This is a genomic window from [Clostridium] hylemonae DSM 15053, from assembly GCF_008281175.1.
Lineage (GTDB): Bacteria > Bacillota > Clostridia > Lachnospirales > Lachnospiraceae > Extibacter > Extibacter hylemonae.
This window is the reverse complement of the sequence record NZ_CP036524.1, coordinates 1,237,406-1,259,499: the sequence shown is the minus strand read 5'-3', so window position 1 is coordinate 1,259,499 and position 22,094 is coordinate 1,237,406. Positions and strand designations below refer to the sequence as shown.

Annotated in this window: 17 protein-coding genes; all 17 read right to left on the bottom strand. The window is 39.7% G+C overall.

Annotated elements, in window-relative coordinates; all coding sequences use genetic code 11:
- Positions 1-4 precede the first annotated feature (4 nt).
- Positions 5-1,336, bottom strand: coding sequence for a nucleotide sugar dehydrogenase (locus LAJLEIBI_RS05845; protein ID WP_006443583.1), 1,332 nt, complete (start codon positions 1,334-1,336; stop codon positions 5-7).
- A gap of 50 nt (positions 1,337-1,386) precedes the next feature.
- Complete coding sequence (locus LAJLEIBI_RS05840; protein WP_006443582.1) at positions 1,387-2,637, bottom strand: glycosyltransferase family 4 protein; 1,251 nt, start codon at positions 2,635-2,637, stop codon at positions 1,387-1,389.
- Positions 2,638-2,655: 18 nt separating this feature from the next.
- Positions 2,656-3,336, bottom strand: coding sequence for a sugar transferase (locus LAJLEIBI_RS05835; protein ID WP_006443581.1), 681 nt, complete (start codon positions 3,334-3,336; stop codon positions 2,656-2,658).
- Positions 3,337-3,353: 17 nt separating this feature from the next.
- Positions 3,354-4,544: a DegT/DnrJ/EryC1/StrS family aminotransferase gene (locus LAJLEIBI_RS05830; RefSeq protein ID WP_040435620.1), complete on the bottom strand. Its 1,191-nt coding sequence runs from the start codon at positions 4,542-4,544 to the stop codon at positions 3,354-3,356.
- A 5-nt stretch (positions 4,545-4,549) separates the two neighbouring features.
- Positions 4,550-6,496, bottom strand: coding sequence for a polysaccharide biosynthesis protein (locus tag LAJLEIBI_RS05825; protein ID WP_040435124.1), 1,947 nt, complete (start codon positions 6,494-6,496; stop codon positions 4,550-4,552).
- A 158-nt stretch (positions 6,497-6,654) separates the two neighbouring features.
- Positions 6,655-9,303, bottom strand: coding sequence for a L,D-transpeptidase family protein (locus LAJLEIBI_RS05820; protein WP_050765515.1), 2,649 nt, complete (start codon positions 9,301-9,303; stop codon positions 6,655-6,657).
- Between the two features lie 90 nt (positions 9,304-9,393).
- Entirely contained in the window at positions 9,394-10,500 is a 1,107-nt protein-coding gene (locus LAJLEIBI_RS05815; protein WP_006443577.1) for a glycosyltransferase, read from the bottom strand.
- Between the two features lie 54 nt (positions 10,501-10,554).
- Positions 10,555-11,484 carry a sugar phosphate nucleotidyltransferase gene (locus tag LAJLEIBI_RS05810; RefSeq protein WP_006443576.1) on the bottom strand — a complete coding sequence of 310 codons (930 nt, stop codon included), beginning with the start codon at positions 11,482-11,484 and terminating at the stop codon, positions 10,555-10,557.
- A 52-nt stretch (positions 11,485-11,536) separates the two neighbouring features.
- Entirely contained in the window at positions 11,537-12,748 is a 1,212-nt protein-coding gene (locus LAJLEIBI_RS05805; RefSeq protein ID WP_006443575.1) for an LCP family protein, read from the bottom strand.
- Between the two features lie 249 nt (positions 12,749-12,997).
- Positions 12,998-16,003 carry a glucosaminidase domain-containing protein gene (locus LAJLEIBI_RS05800; RefSeq protein WP_050765514.1) on the bottom strand — a complete coding sequence of 1,002 codons (3,006 nt, stop codon included), beginning with the start codon at positions 16,001-16,003 and terminating at the stop codon, positions 12,998-13,000.
- 115 nt (positions 16,004-16,118) lie between these two features.
- On the bottom strand, positions 16,119-17,087 hold the full coding sequence (locus LAJLEIBI_RS05795; RefSeq protein ID WP_006443573.1) for a zinc ribbon domain-containing protein: 969 nt from the start codon (positions 17,085-17,087) through the stop codon (positions 16,119-16,121).
- Positions 17,088-17,250: 163 nt separating this feature from the next.
- Positions 17,251-18,411, bottom strand: coding sequence for a TFIIB-type zinc ribbon-containing protein (locus tag LAJLEIBI_RS18325; protein ID WP_006443572.1), 1,161 nt, complete (start codon positions 18,409-18,411; stop codon positions 17,251-17,253).
- Between the two features lie 173 nt (positions 18,412-18,584).
- Complete coding sequence (locus LAJLEIBI_RS05785; RefSeq protein WP_006443571.1) at positions 18,585-19,085, bottom strand: NUDIX hydrolase; 501 nt, start codon at positions 19,083-19,085, stop codon at positions 18,585-18,587.
- On the bottom strand, positions 19,069-20,388 hold the full coding sequence (locus tag LAJLEIBI_RS05780; RefSeq protein ID WP_040435123.1) for a hypothetical protein: 1,320 nt from the start codon (positions 20,386-20,388) through the stop codon (positions 19,069-19,071). Before LAJLEIBI_RS05780 ends, LAJLEIBI_RS05785 begins: the two co-directional genes overlap by 17 nt.
- Before the next feature lie 90 nt (positions 20,389-20,478).
- Complete coding sequence (locus LAJLEIBI_RS05775; protein WP_040435122.1) at positions 20,479-21,282, bottom strand: hypothetical protein; 804 nt, start codon at positions 21,280-21,282, stop codon at positions 20,479-20,481.
- 44 nt (positions 21,283-21,326) lie between these two features.
- Positions 21,327-21,653 (bottom strand): eCIS core domain-containing protein, encoded by a 327-nt coding sequence (locus tag LAJLEIBI_RS05770; RefSeq protein WP_006443568.1) that lies wholly within the window; start codon positions 21,651-21,653, stop codon positions 21,327-21,329.
- 37 nt (positions 21,654-21,690) lie between these two features.
- Complete coding sequence (locus tag LAJLEIBI_RS05765; protein ID WP_006443567.1) at positions 21,691-22,080, bottom strand: DUF4280 domain-containing protein; 390 nt, start codon at positions 22,078-22,080, stop codon at positions 21,691-21,693.
- Positions 22,081-22,094 lie beyond the last annotated feature (14 nt).

Sequence of the window (22,094 nt, the reverse complement as noted above, 5' to 3'; positions counted from 1 at the left end):
TCCTCTATAATGTTTCTATATTTTCTCTTTTGGTAATATTTTTCATTACATTTTTTGTGTCAAGAATCATTTTGCCATTTTCTTGTATCATTGCATAATCAACATTACTATGTGCCGCTGTTATCATGATTAAGTCATATCTTTCAAGAACGGAAGGTGTTATTTCTTTAATACTATAATATTTATTGCCATGATACTTATACTCCGGAACCCATGGATCAAAATAGGAAACATCTGCCTCTTCTTTTTTTAATTCTTCTATAACTCGCAGTGCCGGACTTTCACGATAATCATCAATGTCCTGCTTGTAGGAAACTCCTACGACCAAAATTTTAGAAGCCTTCAATGCTTTCCTCTGTTGGTTTAAAAGCTTACTTGCACGTTCTACACAATATTTTGGCATCTTATCATTGATCATCATAGAGCTTTCTATCATTGAAGTATGAAAACCATATTCCCGAGCTTTCCAAGAAAGATAATACGGATCCAACGGTATACAATGACCTCCCAGTCCAGGCCCGGGATAAAAGGCCTGAAATCCATATGGTTTCGTTTTGGCCGCATCAATCACTTCCCACATACTGATATTCATTTCATGACAAAGCATGGTTAACTCATTAATTAACCCAATATTTATATTTCGATATGTATTTTCTAAAATTTTCTCCATTTCAGCAATAGCAGGTGAGGAGACTTCATAAACCTCTCCTTCCAACACAGCTCTGTACATAGCGGCAATGACTTCCGTCGCGTCTTTTCCCACACCTCCGACAACTTTTGGAGTGTTTTTTGTTTTATATATTATATTGCCTGGATCAACACGCTCAGGAGAAAATCCTAAATAAAAATCTTTTCCGCATTTGAGACATGAATCCTGTTCTAAAATAGGCATAATCAATTCTTCTGTCGTTCCTGGATAAGTCGTCGATTCCAGAACTACAATAGTCTCTGGTTTTAAATACTTTGCGATTTCTTTCACCGAACTTTTAACATAACTAATATCTGGCTGTTGGTGAATATCCAGAGGCGTTGGCACACAAATAGCGATAAAGTCTACATCTGCGACAAAACTGAAGTCCGTTGTCGCCTTAAGCATTCCTTTTTTAACAAGATCGAATAAATCCTTATCCACCACATCACCAATATAATTTTCCCCTTTATTTACCTGCTGTACTTTGCTCTTCTGTACATCAAATCCTATTGTTTTAAATCCAGCTTTGGCTTTCTCCACCGCAAGCGGCAACCCCACATAACCAAGCCCAACAACGCCTACCTTTACCTCTTTAGCTTCAATTTTCTTTAATAGTTTTTCTTTCATTTTCTTCCAGTATGACATATGCAGAATCAAATATCATACATTTCCTTTCTTTTACAATTTTGATTAAATCAAATATTCCCTACAGCATGTTCCAGAATTTTTTCTATTTTCAGACTTAGCTTAGGATAATCAAACTCTTCCGCTGCCTTTCTGGCGTTCTTACACTGTTGCTCATATTCTTCCTTATCCATGTCTTTATAAGCAAGTATTGCCTCTGCATATTGTTGGACTGTCTCCATATTTTCTTCAATACCACACTGATAACGCCGCATAATTGAATAGCCCATTTCAACATTAGAACAAACAGGGATTCCACTAGCCAGATACTCAAATTGTTTATTCTGGCTTCCTCCGTATTTCCATGTAGCAGATTGCTTATAATTCAAAATATTTAAATTACTATTTGAAAGAATATACGGAATATATTTCTTTTCCACTTTACCTTTGAATTTTATGTTGACAAGATTATCTCGTTTGCACTCACTCTCCAGCTCGTTTTTGTCAACTCCATCTCCATATATTAAAAATAAAATATCATCCTTATTTTGCGTCTGTAGCGTTCGTGCCACATCTACTAGATTTTTTACACTGTTAGCCCTTCGAATAGATCCTACATAAACTACCTTGAATTTACTTTTATCAATCAAATCTGGATCATCAATTTGTGCTTTACCAATATTTTCCGCAAACTCTTTCAAATCCACTCCATTATTTACATAATTCACTTTATCCAAATCAATATATCTATCCCATTTTTTATCTTTTATATAATCGCTTCCCCCCTCAAAAGTAAAGATTAATTGTGTTGCATTTTTATAAATCCACTTTTCCAGTTGGTATATCATCAAAATAATCGGATTCCGTCTAGACATCCCATTATATTCTACGATTGACTCAGGCCACAAATCCCTTATCTCAACTACAACGGGAATCTTATTACGTCTTCCAAAAAGTAAAGAAAAAAATGCAATAAAAAGACTAGGTGAGGAAGTATATATCACATCCGGACCTTCTTTCTTAAATGCCTTCATCGCTTTCCACATTTTAAAAGGAAGCTCTAACATATTCAGAACACGATCTATTCCATTCCCCTTATAATCCCTACTGTGCACAAACGTATATTCAATTCCATCTACCATTTTTTCCTTATATAGAGTATTATCATTTATCAAATTGATATCCGAATTATGAATTTTACTAGATGTAAAGATTCTTACTTTATGACCATCCTGCTGCATATATTTAGAAAAATAGTAATGTCTGACCAATCCGCCCAAACTAGGCGGAATGGCATATTGATTAACAATCCAGATATTCATTTTCCAATCTCCTTGGACTCATTTTAAAACAGCAAAAACTGTACGAAACATTATTTTTATATCACCCCATAGGCTAAATTCCCGTAAAGCCTTTAAATTATATTTCATTTTTTCAGGTAAAATCTGCTTAATATAAATTTCATCTGCATCCTCTGCTGACTTCAACAATTTTTCTTCATCTTTGTAGGCTATACTGGCCAAGGATGTGATTCCTGCCGGAAGTAATAATGTTGCCTTCATTTTATCAGTATACTTTCTAACATATTTGACCACTTCTGGACGAGTGCCTACAAATGTCATATCTCCACATAAAATATTCACTAATTGAGGAAGTTCATCCAACCTATACTTGCGTATAACCCTGCCAACCCTTGTAATTCTTGTATCTCCGTTTGTAGTAACCTGTGTTCCCTCTCTATCCGCTTCAACAACCATACTTCTAAACTTAAATATTCGAAACTCTCTCCCGTAAATTGTGACTCTAGTTTGTTGATAGATTGCCGGACCTTTAGAATCTACTTTAATTATTAATGCCAATATTAAAAAAAGAGGAGACAAAATCAGAATTAAGACACCGGCAATTATTATATCAAATATGCGTTTGAATAGCAAACTACTTCTATGCTTTTCTAATATATCATAATACACTCTAACTTCGTCCACCTGCATAAAAGGCGGCAGATTTTCCCATTTTCTCATGATTGATCCCTGCCCTACTATACATATTTCCTAAATGTAGCAATTACATACTCCGCCTCCTCGTTGGTCAATTTGGTATGAAGCGGAAAAGTAATTTCATTTTCATATAGTGCATAAGAATTTGGATAATCAAGTACATCAAATCCCCTATTTTTATATGCACTCAACAGCGGAAGCGGTTTATAATGAACATTTGTTGCTACACCATCCTCCGCCATCTTTATAATGATTTCATTACATTCTTGCCTATTTCTACCTTTCAGACGCACGAGATAAAGATGCCCGCTCGATGAGTAATTTTCACCATAATGTTTTAATGTGTTCACAGGGAGATTCTCTAACCCTTTTTCATATATCTGTATAATCTCTTTTCTCCTCTTCATCAGCGATGAATACCGTCTTAATTGCACTAATCCAATAGCTGCCATGATATCGGTCATATTACATTTAAAATACGTATCTAAAACATCATATTCCCATGCGCCCTGTTTAGTTTTAGCTAATGCATCTTTTGATTGGCCATGGAGGGATAAGAGCATGTATTTTTTATACAATTCTTCATTATCAATCCCTTGAATATCTTTCCATACAACCGCACCACCTTCAGCAGTTGTCAAATTTTTAACCGCGTGGAATGAAAAACATGTAAAATCCGCTATTTCCCCGCATAACTTTCCATTTCTACCTGCCCCCAGCGCATGCGCCGCATCTGCAACTACAGCAACATGACCTATTTTTTCCTGAATCTCATTTGAAGCATAAAATAAACTTCTCTTTTTTTCAACGATATCAAATATTTTATCATAATCACACATCACTCCTCCTAAATCTACAGGAATGATAGCCTTTGTTTTTTCAGTTATTGCTTTCTCCAACTGCGTATAATCCATCTCATAGGAATCTTTTTGTGTATCCACTAACACAATTTTAGCACCAACATGGGCTATGACACTTGCCGATGCTGTATATGTGTATGCAGACGTAATCACCTCGTCCCCCGGCCCAATTCCTAAAAGCCGTAATGTCATTTCCGAACAAGCGGTCGCCGAATTCAAGCAAACCGCTCTCGATGCGTGACAAAACTTTGCGATTTCCCTTTCAAATTCTTTTGTTTTTGGTCCTGTTGTAATCCATCCACTTCTTAATGTATCTACGACTTCTGCAATTTCTTCTTCTGTAATATCAGGGGGAGAAAATGGTATCTGCATATTTTTCATAAATATTCCTCCACTATAGGTCCTTCATGACTGAATTTTCCCAAACTATTCAAAGCTTTATAATTCTCTTCATCTCGCTTTTTGTCTTCTGGTCTTATGTGATAAGTCGAAACAATACTCGCCACAATTTCTTTCACATTCTCGCTTTCATTAACCGCTGCTTTTTCCAGATTTCCTAATTCACTTAGAAAATGAATCTCATCAAACTCTATCGGTTCATCTATATAAATTAAATCATTCTTCGTTTTTTGTAAACCTTCATCTGAAATCAAAAGTTCTTCATAAAGCTTTTCACCAGGACGTAAACCTGTATACTCTATCTCCATATCTACTCCTAAAGTATACCCGGATAAACGAATTAGATTCTTTGCCAAATCGGCTATCTTGACTGGTTCTCCCATATCCAGAACAAAAATTTCTCCTCCGTTATCATAAGCGCCCGCCTGAAGAACGAGTGATACAGCTTCCGGTATCGTCATAAAATACCGAATAATGTCTGGATGTGTTACCGTAACAGGACCTCCAGCCTCCATCTGTTTTCTAAACAGTGGAATAACACTGCCATTACTTCCTAACACATTTCCAAAGCGTACAGCTACATATTCTGTTTTTGAATAACGATTATATGTCTGTATTATCATCTCGCATAATCTCTTAGAAGCCCCCATGATATTGGTAGGATTAACCGCCTTATCGGTTGATATAAGGACAAATTTTTCCACTCCGAATTTATCTGCTGCCCTTGCTGTTTTATATGTTCCAAATACATTGTTTTTAATCGCCTCATTAGGGCTGTCTTCCATCAATGGGACATGCTTATGTGCAGCTGCATGATATACTACATTAGGACGATAATGTTCCATTACCCATTCAATTCTCTTTGTATTACGAACCGAACCGATTAATACCTCTAAATGTAGCTTAGGATATTTCTTTTTTAGTTCCTGCTGTATATCATAAGCATTATTTTCATAAATATCAAATATAATTAGACATTTCGGATTATAATTCACGATCTGACGGCACAACTCACTGCCGATCGACCCACCACCACCAGTAACAAGCACTGTTCTATCTGACACATAACCTGCAACGCTGTCCAAATCAATATTAATACTGTCTCTGCCAAGCAAATCTTCAATTGATACTTCTCGAAGTTTGGAAACACTCACTTCTTCCGTAATCAACTGGTACATCCCAGGAAGTACTTTTAATTTACACTGTGTCTGATTGCAAATTTTTAAAATATCCTTTGTTGTTTTTGCATTTGCTGAAGGAATGGCCAAAATAATCTCTTCAACTTGATATTTCTCCGCCATGCTGATTATTGAATTTCTATCACCTACAATACGTACCCCTTGGAGGTACTTTCCTTTCTTCGAAGGATTATCGTCAATAATGCATGCCACGTTACGCTTCAGCTGAAGACTTGATTTTAATTCATGAATTATTACACTGCCCGCTTCACCTGCCCCAATTACCATTGTATTTACTATATGGCCTTTTTGTTTGCTGAACCCTCTTTTTAAGGCTTTCCAACCTCTATATGAAAATCTTGTGGCCAAAGTCGTCATTACCATCAGGAAAAAATATATTGCATAATAACTTCTAGGAACTTTTAATGCCAAAATCAACATACCCAACGCCTGAAAAGCAGTAGACAACATACACGCCGCGCCCACAAGTACAACTTCATGTATACTGGCATAACTCCATACACTTCGATATAAATTCAATAACATAAAAATCAAAATAGTAGTTATGATATTGACTACCATATATATCTTAATACTGCTGATGTACTCATACGGAACCCAGCTATAATGCCATTCATGCCGTATTATCAAAGATAAATAAGCATTAACAACAATAGTTATGATATCTACAATACATAGACAAAACATTCTGGTTCTTGAACTTCTAAAATTAATTAAACTTTTCATAAGATCCCTCTTTATTACAAAATGTTACATACTTTTTACATGCTTTTTTAATAATAGCAAATTTCATCTAAAGATACAACGTTTATATATTACTTTTTACAATTCACTATTTATCGAATACTCTTGGTAACTGAGGGTTCTTCTCTTTTAATGCCTTATTAATAAACAACAACCGTTGTCCCTTTTGGTATGTTATCATAAATCCATTTAGCATTTGGTATTTGAAGCCTAACGCAACCGTGAGATAATGCCATACCTACCCGGCCATCCATTATCCTTCCGTCTTTATAACATAGTACTGAATGAAACAGATAATTTCCATAAAATTGCGTATACCAGAAGCATCTCGCCGAACCAGAGTCAAAATAATATCCTTTCATCCCTACTTTAAATACACCAGCAACTGTTGGCGTAGAGGATGCACCGTTTCCGCAATCCCAAAAATAAAGATTATTCCATTCTCCCTGCTTTCCTTTAAAAACTCCTACTTTGTGAGCATCTCTATCCACCATCAGTAAATAGCCTGTCAAACTGGAATATCCCCAGGCTCTTGCTGTCATTTTAGAAAGTATTGTAGGGACTCTAACTCCGTCAGCACCGATAACAAATCCATCTATTGTAGTATTTCTCGCCATAATATTGGTGGCTGGATAAAAATAATAGTATTTCCCATTAATATTTTGCCACCCCTGTACCATAAACCCATTGCAGTTTGCATAATAATGTGTAGCTCCAAATGTTACCCATTGGCTTTTATAAGGGAATCCCGTAGACGGATTAAAATAATACTTTAGCCCATTATAACTCCCCCATCCACTTTTTTTCTGCATTATACCATTTGAATCAAAAGTATATAAGACTCCACTGACAACATAGTCCCCTACTACAATTTCTGCATTACTATTGCAATAATAATATATATCTCCAAATTTAAGCCAGCCTATTCGCAACACTCCATCTGGCATCCCATAATACGACTTATTTCCCGCAACTTTAATCCATCCCGTCTGGCGAATTCCTTCATCATTAAAGTAGTACAGGTTACCTTCTATTCTGTTTAGTCCTGTTACTTTCACACCATTATTGTCAAAATAATAATAGATGTTTCCAAATTTTAACCAACCTGTGCGAAATGTACCATCCGGCATTCCGTAATACGTTTTCCCGTTATATATCTGCCAGCCGCCAGGTGCTTTACTTCTGATTCCTTCATCGTTAAAATAGTAGCAGACGCCGTTTACTATCCTAGGCGTACCAATTATAACGGCGCCATCATTATCACAATAATAGTATGTATTACCAAATTTCAGCCAACCTGTCCTCAGACTCCCATCCGGCATCCCGTAATAAGTTGTGCCACCTGCAACTATCCATCCTGTCTGGCGAACTCCCTCATCATTAAAAAAATACAGATCGCCTCCTATTTTGTTTAAACCAGTTAATTTAACGCCATCTTTGTCAAGATAATAGTATATGTTTCCAAACTTTAACCAGCCTATGCGAAAAGTGCCGTCCGGCATCCCATAATACGTTTTCCCATTATATATCTGCCAGCCGCCAGGTGCTTTACTTCTGATTCCTTCATCGTTAAAATAGTAGCATACACCATTTACAGTCTTAGGCACGCCCGTCACGATAACTCCGTCACTACCGCAGTAATAGTAAATATTTCCAAACCTCAGCCAGCCTGTCCGCAGGCTCCCGTCAGGCATTCCATAATAGGTCCTTTTACCATCCGACTCTATCCACCCTGTCTGGCGGATTCCTTCCTCATTAAAATAATACAGGCTGCTTCCTATCTTCTGATATCCTCTCATTATCTCCCCATTGCTTCCGCAATAATAGTATATTTCTCCGAAATGCAGCCAGCCTGTCCGCAGGCTCCCGTCAGGCATCCCATAATAGGTCTTTTTCCCGTCCGACTCTATCCACCCTGTCTGGCGGATCCCTTCCTCATTAAAATAATACAGGCTGCTTCCTATTTTCTGATATCCTCTCATTATCTCCCCATTGCTTCCGCAATAATAGTATATTTCTCCAAAATGCAGCCAGCCTGTCCGCAGGCTCCCGTCAGGCATCCCATAATAGGTCTTTTTCCCGTCCGACTCTATCCACCCTGTCTGTAGAACACCTTTCTCGTCAAAACTATACAGTTTGTTGTCTATATTTTGTATACCAACTACAAAGTTGCCTTCACCGTCATAGTATTTCTTCCCTTCTGGTGTATCCTGCCAGCCCTTCAATATTGTAACAGAATTAACAGCCCCCTGATTAACAGATGCATCTTTAGACTGTATCAAGTCCTCCGCATCTTCTTTAACATCTTTATTTTCAGAGTCAATGCCATTGTTCTTTTCTATATCATTTGCATCCAATTCTTCATTTGACGGACCTGAACTCTTTTCAACCTTTTCCGCTCTTCCATCTAAATCAAAGAAATACTCCACCCCGTCAATTGTTTCTGTTCTCTCTTCATACCTCTCTCCATTTTCCAATGAAAAGTAATAGTTTTCTCCTCCTATATCTATCCATCCAGTTTGAACGAAACCTTCTTCACTAAAATAATATATCTTATCTCCAATTTTATTCTGTCCTACAACCTTTTCACCATTAGAATTCCAATATGCTCTGTCGCCATTTAAGACACTTCCAGTCCATATGTTTATTTCTGTACTATCTGCTTCATATGTATTCTGAGTGTCTGACTGCACTTCTTCCTCCCCATAAGCAGAACTAACAAAAGAAACATTTACTACTGTAGCAAATACCAGAATTCCTGCCACCAGCCTAGTTACTCTTCTTCTCAACTCTTTGCCCTCCTCACATTCCTGTTAAAAATTAAGTACATTATATTACAAGATTGTTAATCACAAAACACATTTACCTGCCACTATATATTACCCGGTTTTAATCAATTTGTTATATATCTTTTCCATTAAATCCACATTTTTATTCCAGTCATATAACGCCTGTACCCTTTTACGTCCCGCTTTTCCGTATGATATGCGTTTTACTTCATCTCTCACCAATTCTTCTAATGCTCCTGCCATTGCGTAGACATCATCTCTATTTATTATAATGCCTGTCTCTTTATTTTTTACGACTTCTCTAAAGCCATCAACATCTGAAACTACAACCGGCACTTCCATAGCCATTGCCTCCACTACAGCTACCCCAAAGCTCTCTCTTTGGCTCATAGCGCAAAATATATCAAAATCACTTAAGGCCTTTGGCACATCCATATTTGATATTCTGCCTTCAAATTTAACAATATCTCCAATACCCTTTTTTTTAGCAAGCTCTTCCAAATAACTTTTTTGACTTCCAGAGCCATAAATTTTTACAACAAGGTTTTTATTCCAGTTGGTATCTTTAGACAACTTTTTGTTTAAAATGTCTATCGCGTATAGTAATTTATCTATTCCATACTGAGGTTCTAATGCTTTAATATTCCCAATGACAATTTCTTCTGAACTTTTTCTTTGTGAATAATTGTTTGGCTCAAAAAGTGTCAGATCCACTCCAAACGGAGTAACAATAATTTCTAAATCTTGTTTATCCATAACACATCTCAGCTGATCCGCCATACAATAACTAGTGGACGCTAATTTCGTCGCAAAATTTACATTTCTTTTTAAAATGCTCTTTTTCAGCCTGCTTTCGTAAGGGAAATCATAGACATCACTCCCCCATACCGATAGCAATAAGGGGGTTTTTATATGCGCTTTTCTTGCCAATGTGCCATAACCGCTTGCGTAATGCACATTTACCACATCTGGCTGAATATCTTTAACCACTCTGGAAAGCTCTCTCGAGTTAAAGTAGTATCCAACTGTTCCGCTGTATTTCAAAATAATTTGCTCAATATCAGTATTCAAATCGTCCGTATGTGCCTCGTGCCCCCGGTTACAAACCAAATATACCTCATGATTTCTTTCCGCTATAGCATTAGCCCACTTCACCGTATGAATGCTTCTAGCTGCTGACAATAACATGATTTTCATAGCCACTTTTCCTCCATACACAAGATGCTATTAAAATATAATTTTAATACCACCCTAATTATTCTGCTCAACTAAACAGTTAGGATAAACGCCTTTATTTACCAGCTCACTGATTTCTGAAGCCACCATCTCTTTATCTTCTTTATAGGTTACCCCAAACCATTTATCCTGGGATTGCAATACCTTTACTTTTATCTTCTCATCTTTTATCAAGTTTCCAATTATAGTAGGCAATAAATACTCTGTTTTCATATCCAATACTTCTGCTTTATCAAGAAAACTCAAAAATTCTTTTTCTAAAATATCGAAGAATTCCGGCTTCAACCCCCACATATTCATAGAAACTTCCGATTCTACATTTATTGCTATCGGATGTAATCCACCTTTAATCCAAGCTTCGTCCGAACGCTTAACGATATTGTATGTTTCGACAATATCAGTAAGCATACCATCACTATTGACCCTGCATATTCCCCTCGTAACTCCCCCATTTTCACTCAAAGTATTCTTTAAGATAAATCCAATCATACATATTGATAATATATCTGATCTATTCTGGTATTGAGTCAGATAACTATATGCTTTTTTATAGGCTTCCTTCCCATAATAGTCATCTGCATTTATTACTAAAAAAGGCTCACTGACAATTTCCTTACAACAAAGAACAGCCTGCCCTGTTCCCCACGGTTTTGTTCTTCCTCTGAATTTCATCTCATATTTTTCTGGAATATCGCCAACCTCCTGATAGGCATATTCAACTCTTACTTTTTTCTCAATACGTTTTCCAATTATTTCTTTAAAATCCTGCTCAATATCACTTCGGATGATGAATACAACTTTATCAAAGCCGGCCTGTAATGCGTCATAAATCGAATAATCCATAATTATTTCCCCATTAGGTCCCACTGATTCTAATTGTTTTATACCATCTCCAAAACGGCTTCCTATACCGGCCGCCATGATTACCAATGTAGCTTTTCCCATTATATAAATCTCCTTTTACCTTCACCTCAGTCAGTTCTAAATTGATTTAAATTCACTCCAACATACGTAATTTTTCTTTAATTTGTTTTACACTTTTCTCATCCGGAATCGTTACATACAACGGCCCATCACTGTATGAATAACACCACTGTTTCCCCGAATCATCACCTATTGCTGCGACGGACTCTACATCCCACCCTTTTCCGTCATTCAACTGCATTTTAATTAAAGATTTTATCTGTTTCTCAGACATATTTGTTTCTGTATTTCCTGATACACTGTTAATCATGCTATTTGCCCTAAATAAAATCATTGGTGACATTGCTTTCTTTATCAGACCTGTTAAAAGTGCCTGTTGATTCTTTCCTCTTTGATTATCCCCTGAAGCAAGATTCTGCCTCTCCCTTGCAAAAGCCAGTGCCTCTTTTCCATTAAAATGATTTTCGCCTTTTTTCACATCCATAACCAAGCCAGAGTCTTTACTTGTCGTAAATGCCAGCTTTGATTCTACATCTACACCTCCGATAACATCAACTATCTCTTCTACAGATGTAAAATTTACCCTTATATAAAATGGAATTACAGTATCATAAAGATTTTCCAATGTAGCTATAGAAGTATCTATTCCATATATTCCTGCATGTGTAAGTTTGTCCCGATTTTCCCCCGAAACACCAGGAATTGTAACATAGTAATCTCTAGGAGTAGTCGTTAACAGCACTTTATGTGACTTTGGATTTACTGTTGCAATCAAATTAACATCACTGCGGCTGTTTTGCGAAATTTCCCCATATACATCTATTCCACTTATATACACACTAAAAACCTTTTCTGTTACATCTATACTATGCTCCTCTGTATAGTTTCCACTCTCTTCACCTATGGCAATTTTATCCAGAGCCAAATTGGCTTTTAACACATAGACCCCCACAAAAATATGCAATACACTGGTCAGAATACATATACTTTTGCCTGCTCCTCTTTTTTTACGTCTTCTGTAAGCTTTTTTTTGCATAACAAGTGTTAATAGCAACAAAAGAAGTAAGATGACCATTAAAAGAAACATATATTTCAAAGGAATAATACCTAAAATCAACATTGCTACAAGAAAAAAAACAGAAGCACCCGCTTGTATATACCAAACAATCCTAAATACCACTCCCGCTTTCTTCCCCTTTTTCTTATTATGATACTTCCCTTTTCTTCCACTTTCTCCATTACATCTATGAGACTTTATTATTTTCAACTGTTCCCTATATTCCATAATTCTACTTTCCTGATGTATTTATAACCTATAACTTTAGTTATTCTTTTCTATTATAAACTAATCCCATTTCTATAGCAACTGATATTGCTTATATTAATAACCCCTAAAAAGGGTATACCGCACAATTTAATGTCAAACTGTTATTATTTTGAATGAAATAATATAGATATTTATCGTATTAAAAACACAAAAAAGAAGCTATTGCTTCAGTAAGTTTAACCTACTTTCACAATAGCCCCTACAAAATCACTTTTTGATCCTACTTAATCTCATATTATAGACACCAAATCCAAATGAGAAGATCAACAATAACAGCCACATTACAACCTGAGATTCATCCCCTGTTTCTGGCACTTTATTCTGGCTGTTCTTATCTGATATTTTTATCTTTCCAGATGACGGTGCAGTCTTATCATTTGTTTCCTCCGAAACTGATTTTTTATCGACTCTTAAATTATCTCCAGATGTTTGATTCCCGTTTTTATTCTGTGCCGTGTATGGAGTTCCCTCTGTGCTTCCAACTGGTGCACCGGACGGAACCGTAGGCAGATTATTACTTCCCTGCAGATTATTACTTCCCTGCAGATTATTACTTCCGCCTGACAGCCCACTGCCGCTATTTTGTGATGTAGTCAATTCATCTTCCGTAATGCCTTCTGACTTGTCTGATTCGTTCTCTTTATCCGCTACATTTGCCCCAGCATCATCAAGCGCAATCACATATGGTGAGAAACTGCTCACTTCGATCGTAACTACATTATCTTTCACAGTTGCCTTATATGTTTCAACAAAGGTATTCCCATTTGATTCTTTATAATGGAGTACGACTACATCTCTTCCATTATAGGATGCATTGACAGTAAAACTGAGTTGAACTATTTGGCCATCTATTAGCTCTCTGTCAAGACTGATGTCAAAAGCCCCAAGAATAGTATTTGTATTCACCAGTTTTGTTAGTTCAGCATAATTCTCAGCCTCTTTACCAATAATATCTACCCTAAGTTTCGCATCCTCAGGCAGTGCCCCACTAACTACAATGCCGCTTGTGTTATCTTTCACCTCTACTATCTTATCTGTACTACCTTCAAAACCATTATCCTGATTTTGTGAAGAATCTTTATCTTGCCCTTCTTCCGTAACATCCATGTCCGGGTTATTCACCTCAGGTTTATCTGTTTCGAGTTCCTCTTCATCAGTTACTCCTGTATCCGCATTATCTGGATTTGTTACAATTTCTTTAATCACATTTACAGTGGCGGTAGCAGATTTCGATGTATCTACAGTAGATACTGCCTTTATAGTTAAAATATCAGCTGTCTCCTCATTACTAACCTGGAGCTTTCCAGTACTATCAATCTTCGTATCAGTATTTTTTGCACCTTCGACACTCCAGGTAACAGTCTGTGCCGGACTCCCTGTACCTGCAACAGCTACACCGAACGTTCTGGACATTCCTGTCTTCAGATCAATCGATAATGGATTTATACTTACTGTAGTTACTGTGATCTTTTCTTTAACAGTAATGTTCTGTGTTGCTGTCTTTGTAACTCCGTCTGCAGTATATTGGATTGTTACGCTCGTCATATCTTTCGTAAGCGCACCTGCATTATATGTTACATTATTCGTCACATCAGACTCCGTATTGTCACTCCATTTTGCTTTAACTGTAATACCAGAAACGTCGAACTCGTCTCCCTCCGTATATACGGTCCTTGAAGGCGGTGTACTTATGCTGATGGATTCCAGCTTCTTCGGCGCCGCCATATCACTGCCCTTGTTCACGACTGTAATATAATCAGACGATACAAATGCATACATATTGTCAAAATTATATTCACCGACTCCTGCACTCACAGCAGTTCTACCTGAGTTCAGCACAGCATCACTTTGTATCTTGTAAAAAGAACCCGACGCCTGTGATTCCTTCAGTAACACTGCATAATTGGAATGAATCCCTGTATTATACAGGACAGTTGAAGAGGTACTGTTCGAGTTTCTCACATTCAGGTTGCTGCCGCTTTTGTATAATATATCCTTAATCCCTATCGTATATCTGCCGGAATCCTTACTTCCGCCGGATATATCCAGCGAATACATGACACCTGCCGCCTTCTCGCCCCAGAACGGATCTGACGCATACTTTACATTCAGGCCGCTGGCCTTGTTCCCAAGAAATCCGCCTCTGTACCTGGAGTCCTTCGGATACACGTACCCCCTGGACATCCAGCCGTTGGCAAACTGACGGATGCACTCATCCACGCTGGAATATTTATTTGCGCTGGTACCGGGCGAGCTGTCAACCGCATTCAACCCGAACAAGTTATTGTTGCTCTGACTGATCGAGCTTGTCCCCCAGCCGCTTTCATTGGCCGCGATACCGGTCATAACGAGTGCATTTATACCGTATGTATTCTGCTGATTCACAAACTGCGTTCCAGTATTCTTCATCTTGGATGATGAAGAAGTGAGCCTGCCGTTGATGACGCTGCTAAGCTGTGCTGCGCTGTACTCTGTCTTGCTTCTGAGCGGCAGGTACTGGAAATAATTATAATATGGATCGTTTGCATTTACGGAATGGGAGCGCGTATTATTCTGATAATCCGTAATCATCGTTCCATAATTCGTGTAAAAATAATGTCCGTCATAGCTGTAATATGTAGTACCGCTTTTTAGATACGATGGTGCCGCCCCGTTGTCCAGCTTCGACGCATATCCCGGTGTCGTCATATCACCCACGATTCCGTGGATCAATCTTCCGCCGGATATGTAATAACCGCTGACGACCGCTGTATCAGAAAGCTTCACCACCTGTACGTCGCTGGCAGAGACAAGCCCTATGACACCTGACATCATAAATTTCACCTTGCCGTTCTCCATGCCGAGATATGCCCCGTCAGCCCCATAAGCACCGTTCGTATAGCCGGCGCTGCCGGATGCTGCCTCCGTATAATTCGTGACTGCATTTCCCTTCGTATTAAAGTTAACGACAAGTTCGTTGGACGCTGACCTGAAATACTGTGCATTCCCGCCATTCTCAAATGTTCCGTTTGAATCGTCCACTTCATAAACGTTACCGTTTTCATCCATTCCGGTAACAGTTTTGAGACGCTGTGCGTTCTCATCTTTCATTCCCGATACTGCAGACGCCTGCTCCCCTGACGTTCCTTCTGCATTGCTTTCCGTGCCGAACACAAGTGATGTACTCAAGCACAGGAAAAGCGAAAGTATCAGCAACTTTCGTTTTTTCGTCAATATTCTCCCTCCTTATAACCCTTATTAATTAGATTTGTAGATACTGATACAGATTAAATATAACATTATTTGACAGATAATTCAAGGAAAACTCATAACCTTACATCTAATTTATCTACTGATCAATTTTATCGATAGAAATTTTTGGTAAACTTATCGGTTTTCCAGTTATTGACTCATAGGTTTCTATTCCTTGAAAACGGCCGTATACAGTTATATGGTCGCCTTCCAAAATCCTTTTTGATACAATTTCCGATTGATAATAACCATATATGATGGTTTCAGAATTGTCATTTATAGCAAGTCTTATACTGATCGCATAGTCTCCTTCCATTACCTGAACAACCTTGCCGCTGTATTTAACGAGTTCCCTCTTGAAATCATCAGGTGTTCTGGAAAGCTGATCATATGTAATCCCTGTTTCATACCCCTGAGCCTTTTTAGCTTCCTCCGCCGCCTCCGCTTCATCTATTTTTGCCTGACTTTGCTTTGCAAGCTCCTGTGCTTCTTTATCTTCTTCTGACCCATTATAATTATCATGCAAATCCTCCGCCAGTTCGATCACATCCCTCCACTTTTGATCATCAAATGCATTTCTGATTTCTACCAGCTGAACTCCAGCGCCATTTTCTAATTCGTAAACCTCATCTGACAACTCGCTTACCCGATCCTCCAGTCCTTCATTTTCTTCGAGCAACTCCTGGATCTCTTCCTCATATTCCGCAATTCTTCCTTCTAACTCCTTATCCCTGCCTATGTATGCGATGATCATCAACACTGCCAGTGCCAGCGCTATTTCTGCCCAGCGTCTCTTTAAGATTCCTCTCCAGTCTTTTGCATTCTTTTCCCCGCCGCCCTGTTGTCTGCGCTCCATTTCTTCAGAATATTCCCGGCCCTGCTCCTGACTCTCTCCCTGCTCTTGGCTCTCTTCCGGAACCTGACTTTCTTCCTGAACCGGCGCTGCTTGCTGCTCCTGCATAATTGCCCCTTCCGGAATTTCTCCCGGTTTCCGTACCTTTGTACCGCAAACACTGCACACCTCTGCGTTTTCTTCTAATTTATATCCGCAATTTGTACACCACATTGTTTATCCTCCTCATTTCTTCATACTATAACTCATTCCAATTTATATCTTTATGCCATATTTTATATTAAATAACGGAAGAAGCTCTTAATGCTATATTTGTTTCATTAAAAAACATAATATGCAAAAGAGCACTCCCGCTTACGACAAACAAAAATGTAGATTACAATTGGTCTTTTATATTGAGCCAGGATATGCTTACTTTATCACTCTCGACCTTTAAAGTAACGCTGTCTTTATTTTTATCATTGTTCCATAAGTATGTGTTATCTTTTTTAGTATTTTCCTTACCATATCTTTCTCTTAGTTTTTCTAACAGCTTGTCCGGTGTTGTATCCCCAGGTGTTTCGACAGTCCAGCAGATATTACAGACCGTGCCGGATAATATCGTATAGTTGATGGTTCCTTCCTCCCCGCACACTACGGCACTGTCTTTATAAGAATTCAAACCAATCTTCGCCATCGTATCATCAACCGTGTCCGGCAATTTGTCAGGCTTTTGATTCAAGTATATTTCAAACGCAAATTCATCTTTTATTTTATCCCCTTTATCATCATATAAAGGCACCTCTTTTTTAGCCGGAATCATCGCGCCTAATGTATTGTATGCGTTTAACAATTCCTCTGCCTTTTTACTCTCAGAATCTCTGTAAGATGTAAGATTTCCACTTGGAGATAAAGCCAGCTCTGCAAATGCAGTATATGCAGTATTTAACTGTACTGCCGCGTCATAGCACTTGCCCAGTTCATCCGGACAGGATTGAAGAGCCTGGATATAATTACTGCATTTTTCCTGAATATCACGTACATTGTCTAATTTTTTCTTGATCTCCTCATCATTATATATATTCTGGATCGCAGCATTAAAGTCAATGGCCCCTGCTGTATACTTATCCGTTTCCTCATCACTTTTACCATAGATAGAATTTGTCCAAACTTTACCAGTTAATACGCATATTGCTTCTGCGTTTGAAGCACCGTTAAAAGCTTGTGAATAAAGCGAATTAAGCTTATCAACGTATTCATTATAAGTTATTATCTCTTTCTGTTCTGCCTTTTGTTGTTCGCGTATTTTAGCATTTTTACTCGAAATACCAATACCCGCGATAATTGCTATAACAACCGAAGCTCCTATAAGGGCCGCTATTATCTTCTTTGTTTTACTACCACGTTTACCTTTTTTCTCATCGCTGCCATTGGTCTTTTGTTCTGTACCACTACTCTCTTTTGTCCCTTCCTCCTGGATCGGATAACCGCAGCCCGGACACCTACCGGACATATCACTGACTTCTCTTCCGCATTCCGGACACTTGATCAATGCCATATTTTTCCCTCCTCATTTTGTGTTTTTTTTAACTATCCTCCTTTTATATTTCATAATTTAACTATATTGTATCATATAATCAGATATTTCACACTATAATATTCTACAATAATCGACATAGATCAAGTCCGTTTTGTTTCCTCAAAGTCTTTCTTTCATCCCCGTTATCTTATTTAATATTGTAACTGATCCTCCGTAAAGACCAGCGCTTTTGCAAAACCGACGATAGTAAAAGAATCCATGATCTCCCCTCCGCGGATATAGGCTTTCATCTCCTCCTCCCCCAGAAAAAGCAGTTCCTTTATCCCCTCTTCCTCCTGCAGCCTTGTAACATCACACGACGCATTCCTGCAGAGAAAAAAATGATTGGCCGTACCTGAGATACCGCTGTCCAAAGTCGCTGTGCCAAGTGAAATGAACTCATCCCCTGTTCCGGCGATCTCTTCCATAAGCTCCCTCCTGGCACCCGCCTCCGGCTCCTCGCCCGGCTCTAAAAATCCCCGCGGAAATTCCAGCATTATTTTCTGCAGATTGGGACGGTATATTTTCAGAACGATATATTTGCCTTCGGCGGTGACAGGCACGACGACCGTACCGCCGTTTACGGATTCTATTCTGATCCTACCCTTCTCGTCAAACACCTGATAGAATCCGTTATTATACACTTCTTTCATTTCTATTCTCCCTGATCTTATTTATCTGAAAAACATCTTCCGTCTCATTTAGTATCGTATGTTTGTCCTGATCCGCCAGCTTTTGCGCCTCACGCGAAGCGTTGATCAGACCGATGTTATATTCTTTCTCCAGTGCATGGGACGCCTTCTGGCTGATGAGAGAGATTCCCCCTGTTATGAACGTATCCGCCAGCGGCGTGAGCAGTTCGTGAGGTGACGGGACGAAATTAAGCCCGAAGCTGATGATCCCTTTTGCTGTGTTTTCAACTTTCGAGCGGATAGAAAGTTTGTGTCCCTTCTTCTTCAGATCATGATAATCCTTCGAGATCATCGCCGCTGCCAGCTTATTGCTCTCCTGGCAGTAGTTATAAAAATACCACTTCATCTCCTCAGAGTCATTCCTCCTTAACGCGTCCAGGTATTTTGCAAAACTGTCAATCTCCCTCAACGCCAGGATCTCCCCGGCGCCGAGACGGCTCAGCACCGCTGTATAGAACATGAGCGGATGGTCGCATGATATCGTATCCTCAGATATCAGATCCTCCGACTGGTAACTGATTTCATGCAGCAGACGTGCCTCTATATCTTTCTCATCTGTAAGCTGGAAAAATACCTTCTCCGGGCTGAGCAGTTCATTTGAAAGCAGCCGCTCCGGGTATGCAGAGGCAACATGGAGCGCATTCGGAATGTTAAAGCTGTATATGATATCTGTATACTTCTTTATCACCTGCCTCACCGGATCAGACGGAACGTATTGTTTATCCAGATAATCATAGACAAACTGTCTTGTCAGCAAGCCCTTTGCTTTTTTAGCGTCCAGCTCTTCTGCAAATTTCTGTGCATCTTCACCTGAAATAGGAAGCATGTTCAAAGATGCGCAGATTTTATCATTAAAATTCTGCGATATCCTCTCTTTATCCCACTTGATCGTCTTCCTGAAATCATAATGGTCTAAAATGCGCTTCACTTTGTCTGTCTCAAGTCCGTCATTCAATGTTTTGCTCTTTTTAAAATCATTCAGCAGATCGCTCACTTTTGATTTATCCGAGCGTAAAACAAATACAATGAGACCTTTCTCAAGCAGTTCCCGGCCTTCCTCCAGCAGGAACCTGTGCAGATGGGCATTGTTGACCAAAAAGGAATCTGCGATCAAAATCCTCCGATAGATCAACAAATAAAATTTTAAAAGGGTTGTAAATTGTCCGTAGGTCATGTGGCCTGTAAAGACGTCATCTGCAAAGATGAAGTATGCATCCCTGAGATCAGGCCCGTGCTTCAGCCATCCTGTCAGCCGGTTACTCATGGCGTCCTCCTGTCTTATCTTTTGTTTATGATTACATATTATAAAATGTTTTTGCGGTTCCCGCAATACCAGTGTGCCGCATATGCTGAACTACTGCGCTTCCCTCTTAAAAAACAAGTTCTTAAACTCCTTGCGTATCTCATTTCCCGCCAGCTTGCGGAAGATCAACACCGCATTCCCCACGGTACAGTCTGCCGGCATTGGAATCTCTGCCCTCCAGCTGCTTGCATCGTCATCATTGACCGGTGCGTCCCCCACCAGAAGAAATGCAACAACCTTATCCTCCGGATTTTTTCCCGCAAAATTGCTCTGTCTGTATTGAACCGCAACAGAGTCCATAATGGAAGCTGCTGTAACCTCTATATATAACCTGTCTCCATCATATTTTCCACGCCTTGTTATCACTGCATTACTGTTATCCTTGATTGCAAAGGTAAATGTACATTCTTCTCTTCTTAAATAATCCCCTCCCGCCAGGATTTTTGCAACGCTATCAGGTTCGGCCGAGCCTCCTGCCGGCGCCGGATACGGAATCCATTCATCGTCCACATAATCAGCCACAGTATCTATCTTTCCCAGCAGATCTGCTCTGACAGTTCCCGCCGGTACCGTTTCGCCGGGCAGTACCGTTTTAAGTTCTTCGTCAGTAATATCTTCTGCTGTATAATCCGGCACAGAAGAAACGGCACTTCTGAATCCCCCCTGGTCAAATACTGCCGACTTTATATGAGCGCTGCGGATACTCATTCGTCTGCCTTTCTTCATATGAGCGTCAAACTGCGGCACACCCGGATGTACCTTGGCCGGGTCATCGGTTCTTTTTATCGGACCGAAAAACAGATTACTTTTTGTCCAGCAGACAGATGCAAGCCAATCGTCTATTTTTTTCTTCATCTGCCTGCCTCCCATACGTATACCTATCTGATCCCCTCCCGCTTCTACCAGCCGTCCGCCTCCCGCTCAAGTCCCGGGTCATCGTTCACCGCCTCCCCGTTCACCTGCATCGTAGGCCTGACTCTGCCTTCCATCTGCTGCACGACATGTCCCAGCTCATGCCCGAGATGCCGCTCCTGTCCGGGTCCTATGTACACATTCTGTCCCTGCGTATACGCGAGCGCCTGAAACTGTGCAGGCCGCTCGGAATTGTAATGTACTTTAACGTCGTCAAAGGAATACCCGGAACGGTTCTCAAACTTTGCTTTCACGTGGTCCGGGATCCCGGTTCTGTTGACAGGCGTTTTTCTTTTTTCTTCGTACTCGTACATACGACACTTCCTTTCTGCCGTCCTGAGCCGGCGTAACCTACACATTCACCTTAAACTGCCCGGGCGCTGTAATCGAGATCACTCCCATCCCGTTCAAGCACATGAGCTTTGCGTCACTGCGAAGGCCCGGAACCTTCTTTACGAGCGGTGCTTTTCCCGGATTTATCCACGGCGCCGCTGTCATACAGTTGCACGGCTGCGGCGTCAGAACGCCGAGAGCGGCCGCTGTGGCTGCCGCCACCTGGGGATTTGCAAGTGAGGTACACATGCCAAACCCGGATATATTCGTTTTGCCCGCCATGTCCTGTATCGTTGCCGCCGGTCTGCCGCACGCAAGACAGGACTGCTGCGAAGTCACACGAAGCGTGCACGGCACGGTGCCGAAACTGCACGTGAGCACCGCGCCGTCAACAGTAGCCTGCGCCATGGTATCCCCTCCTT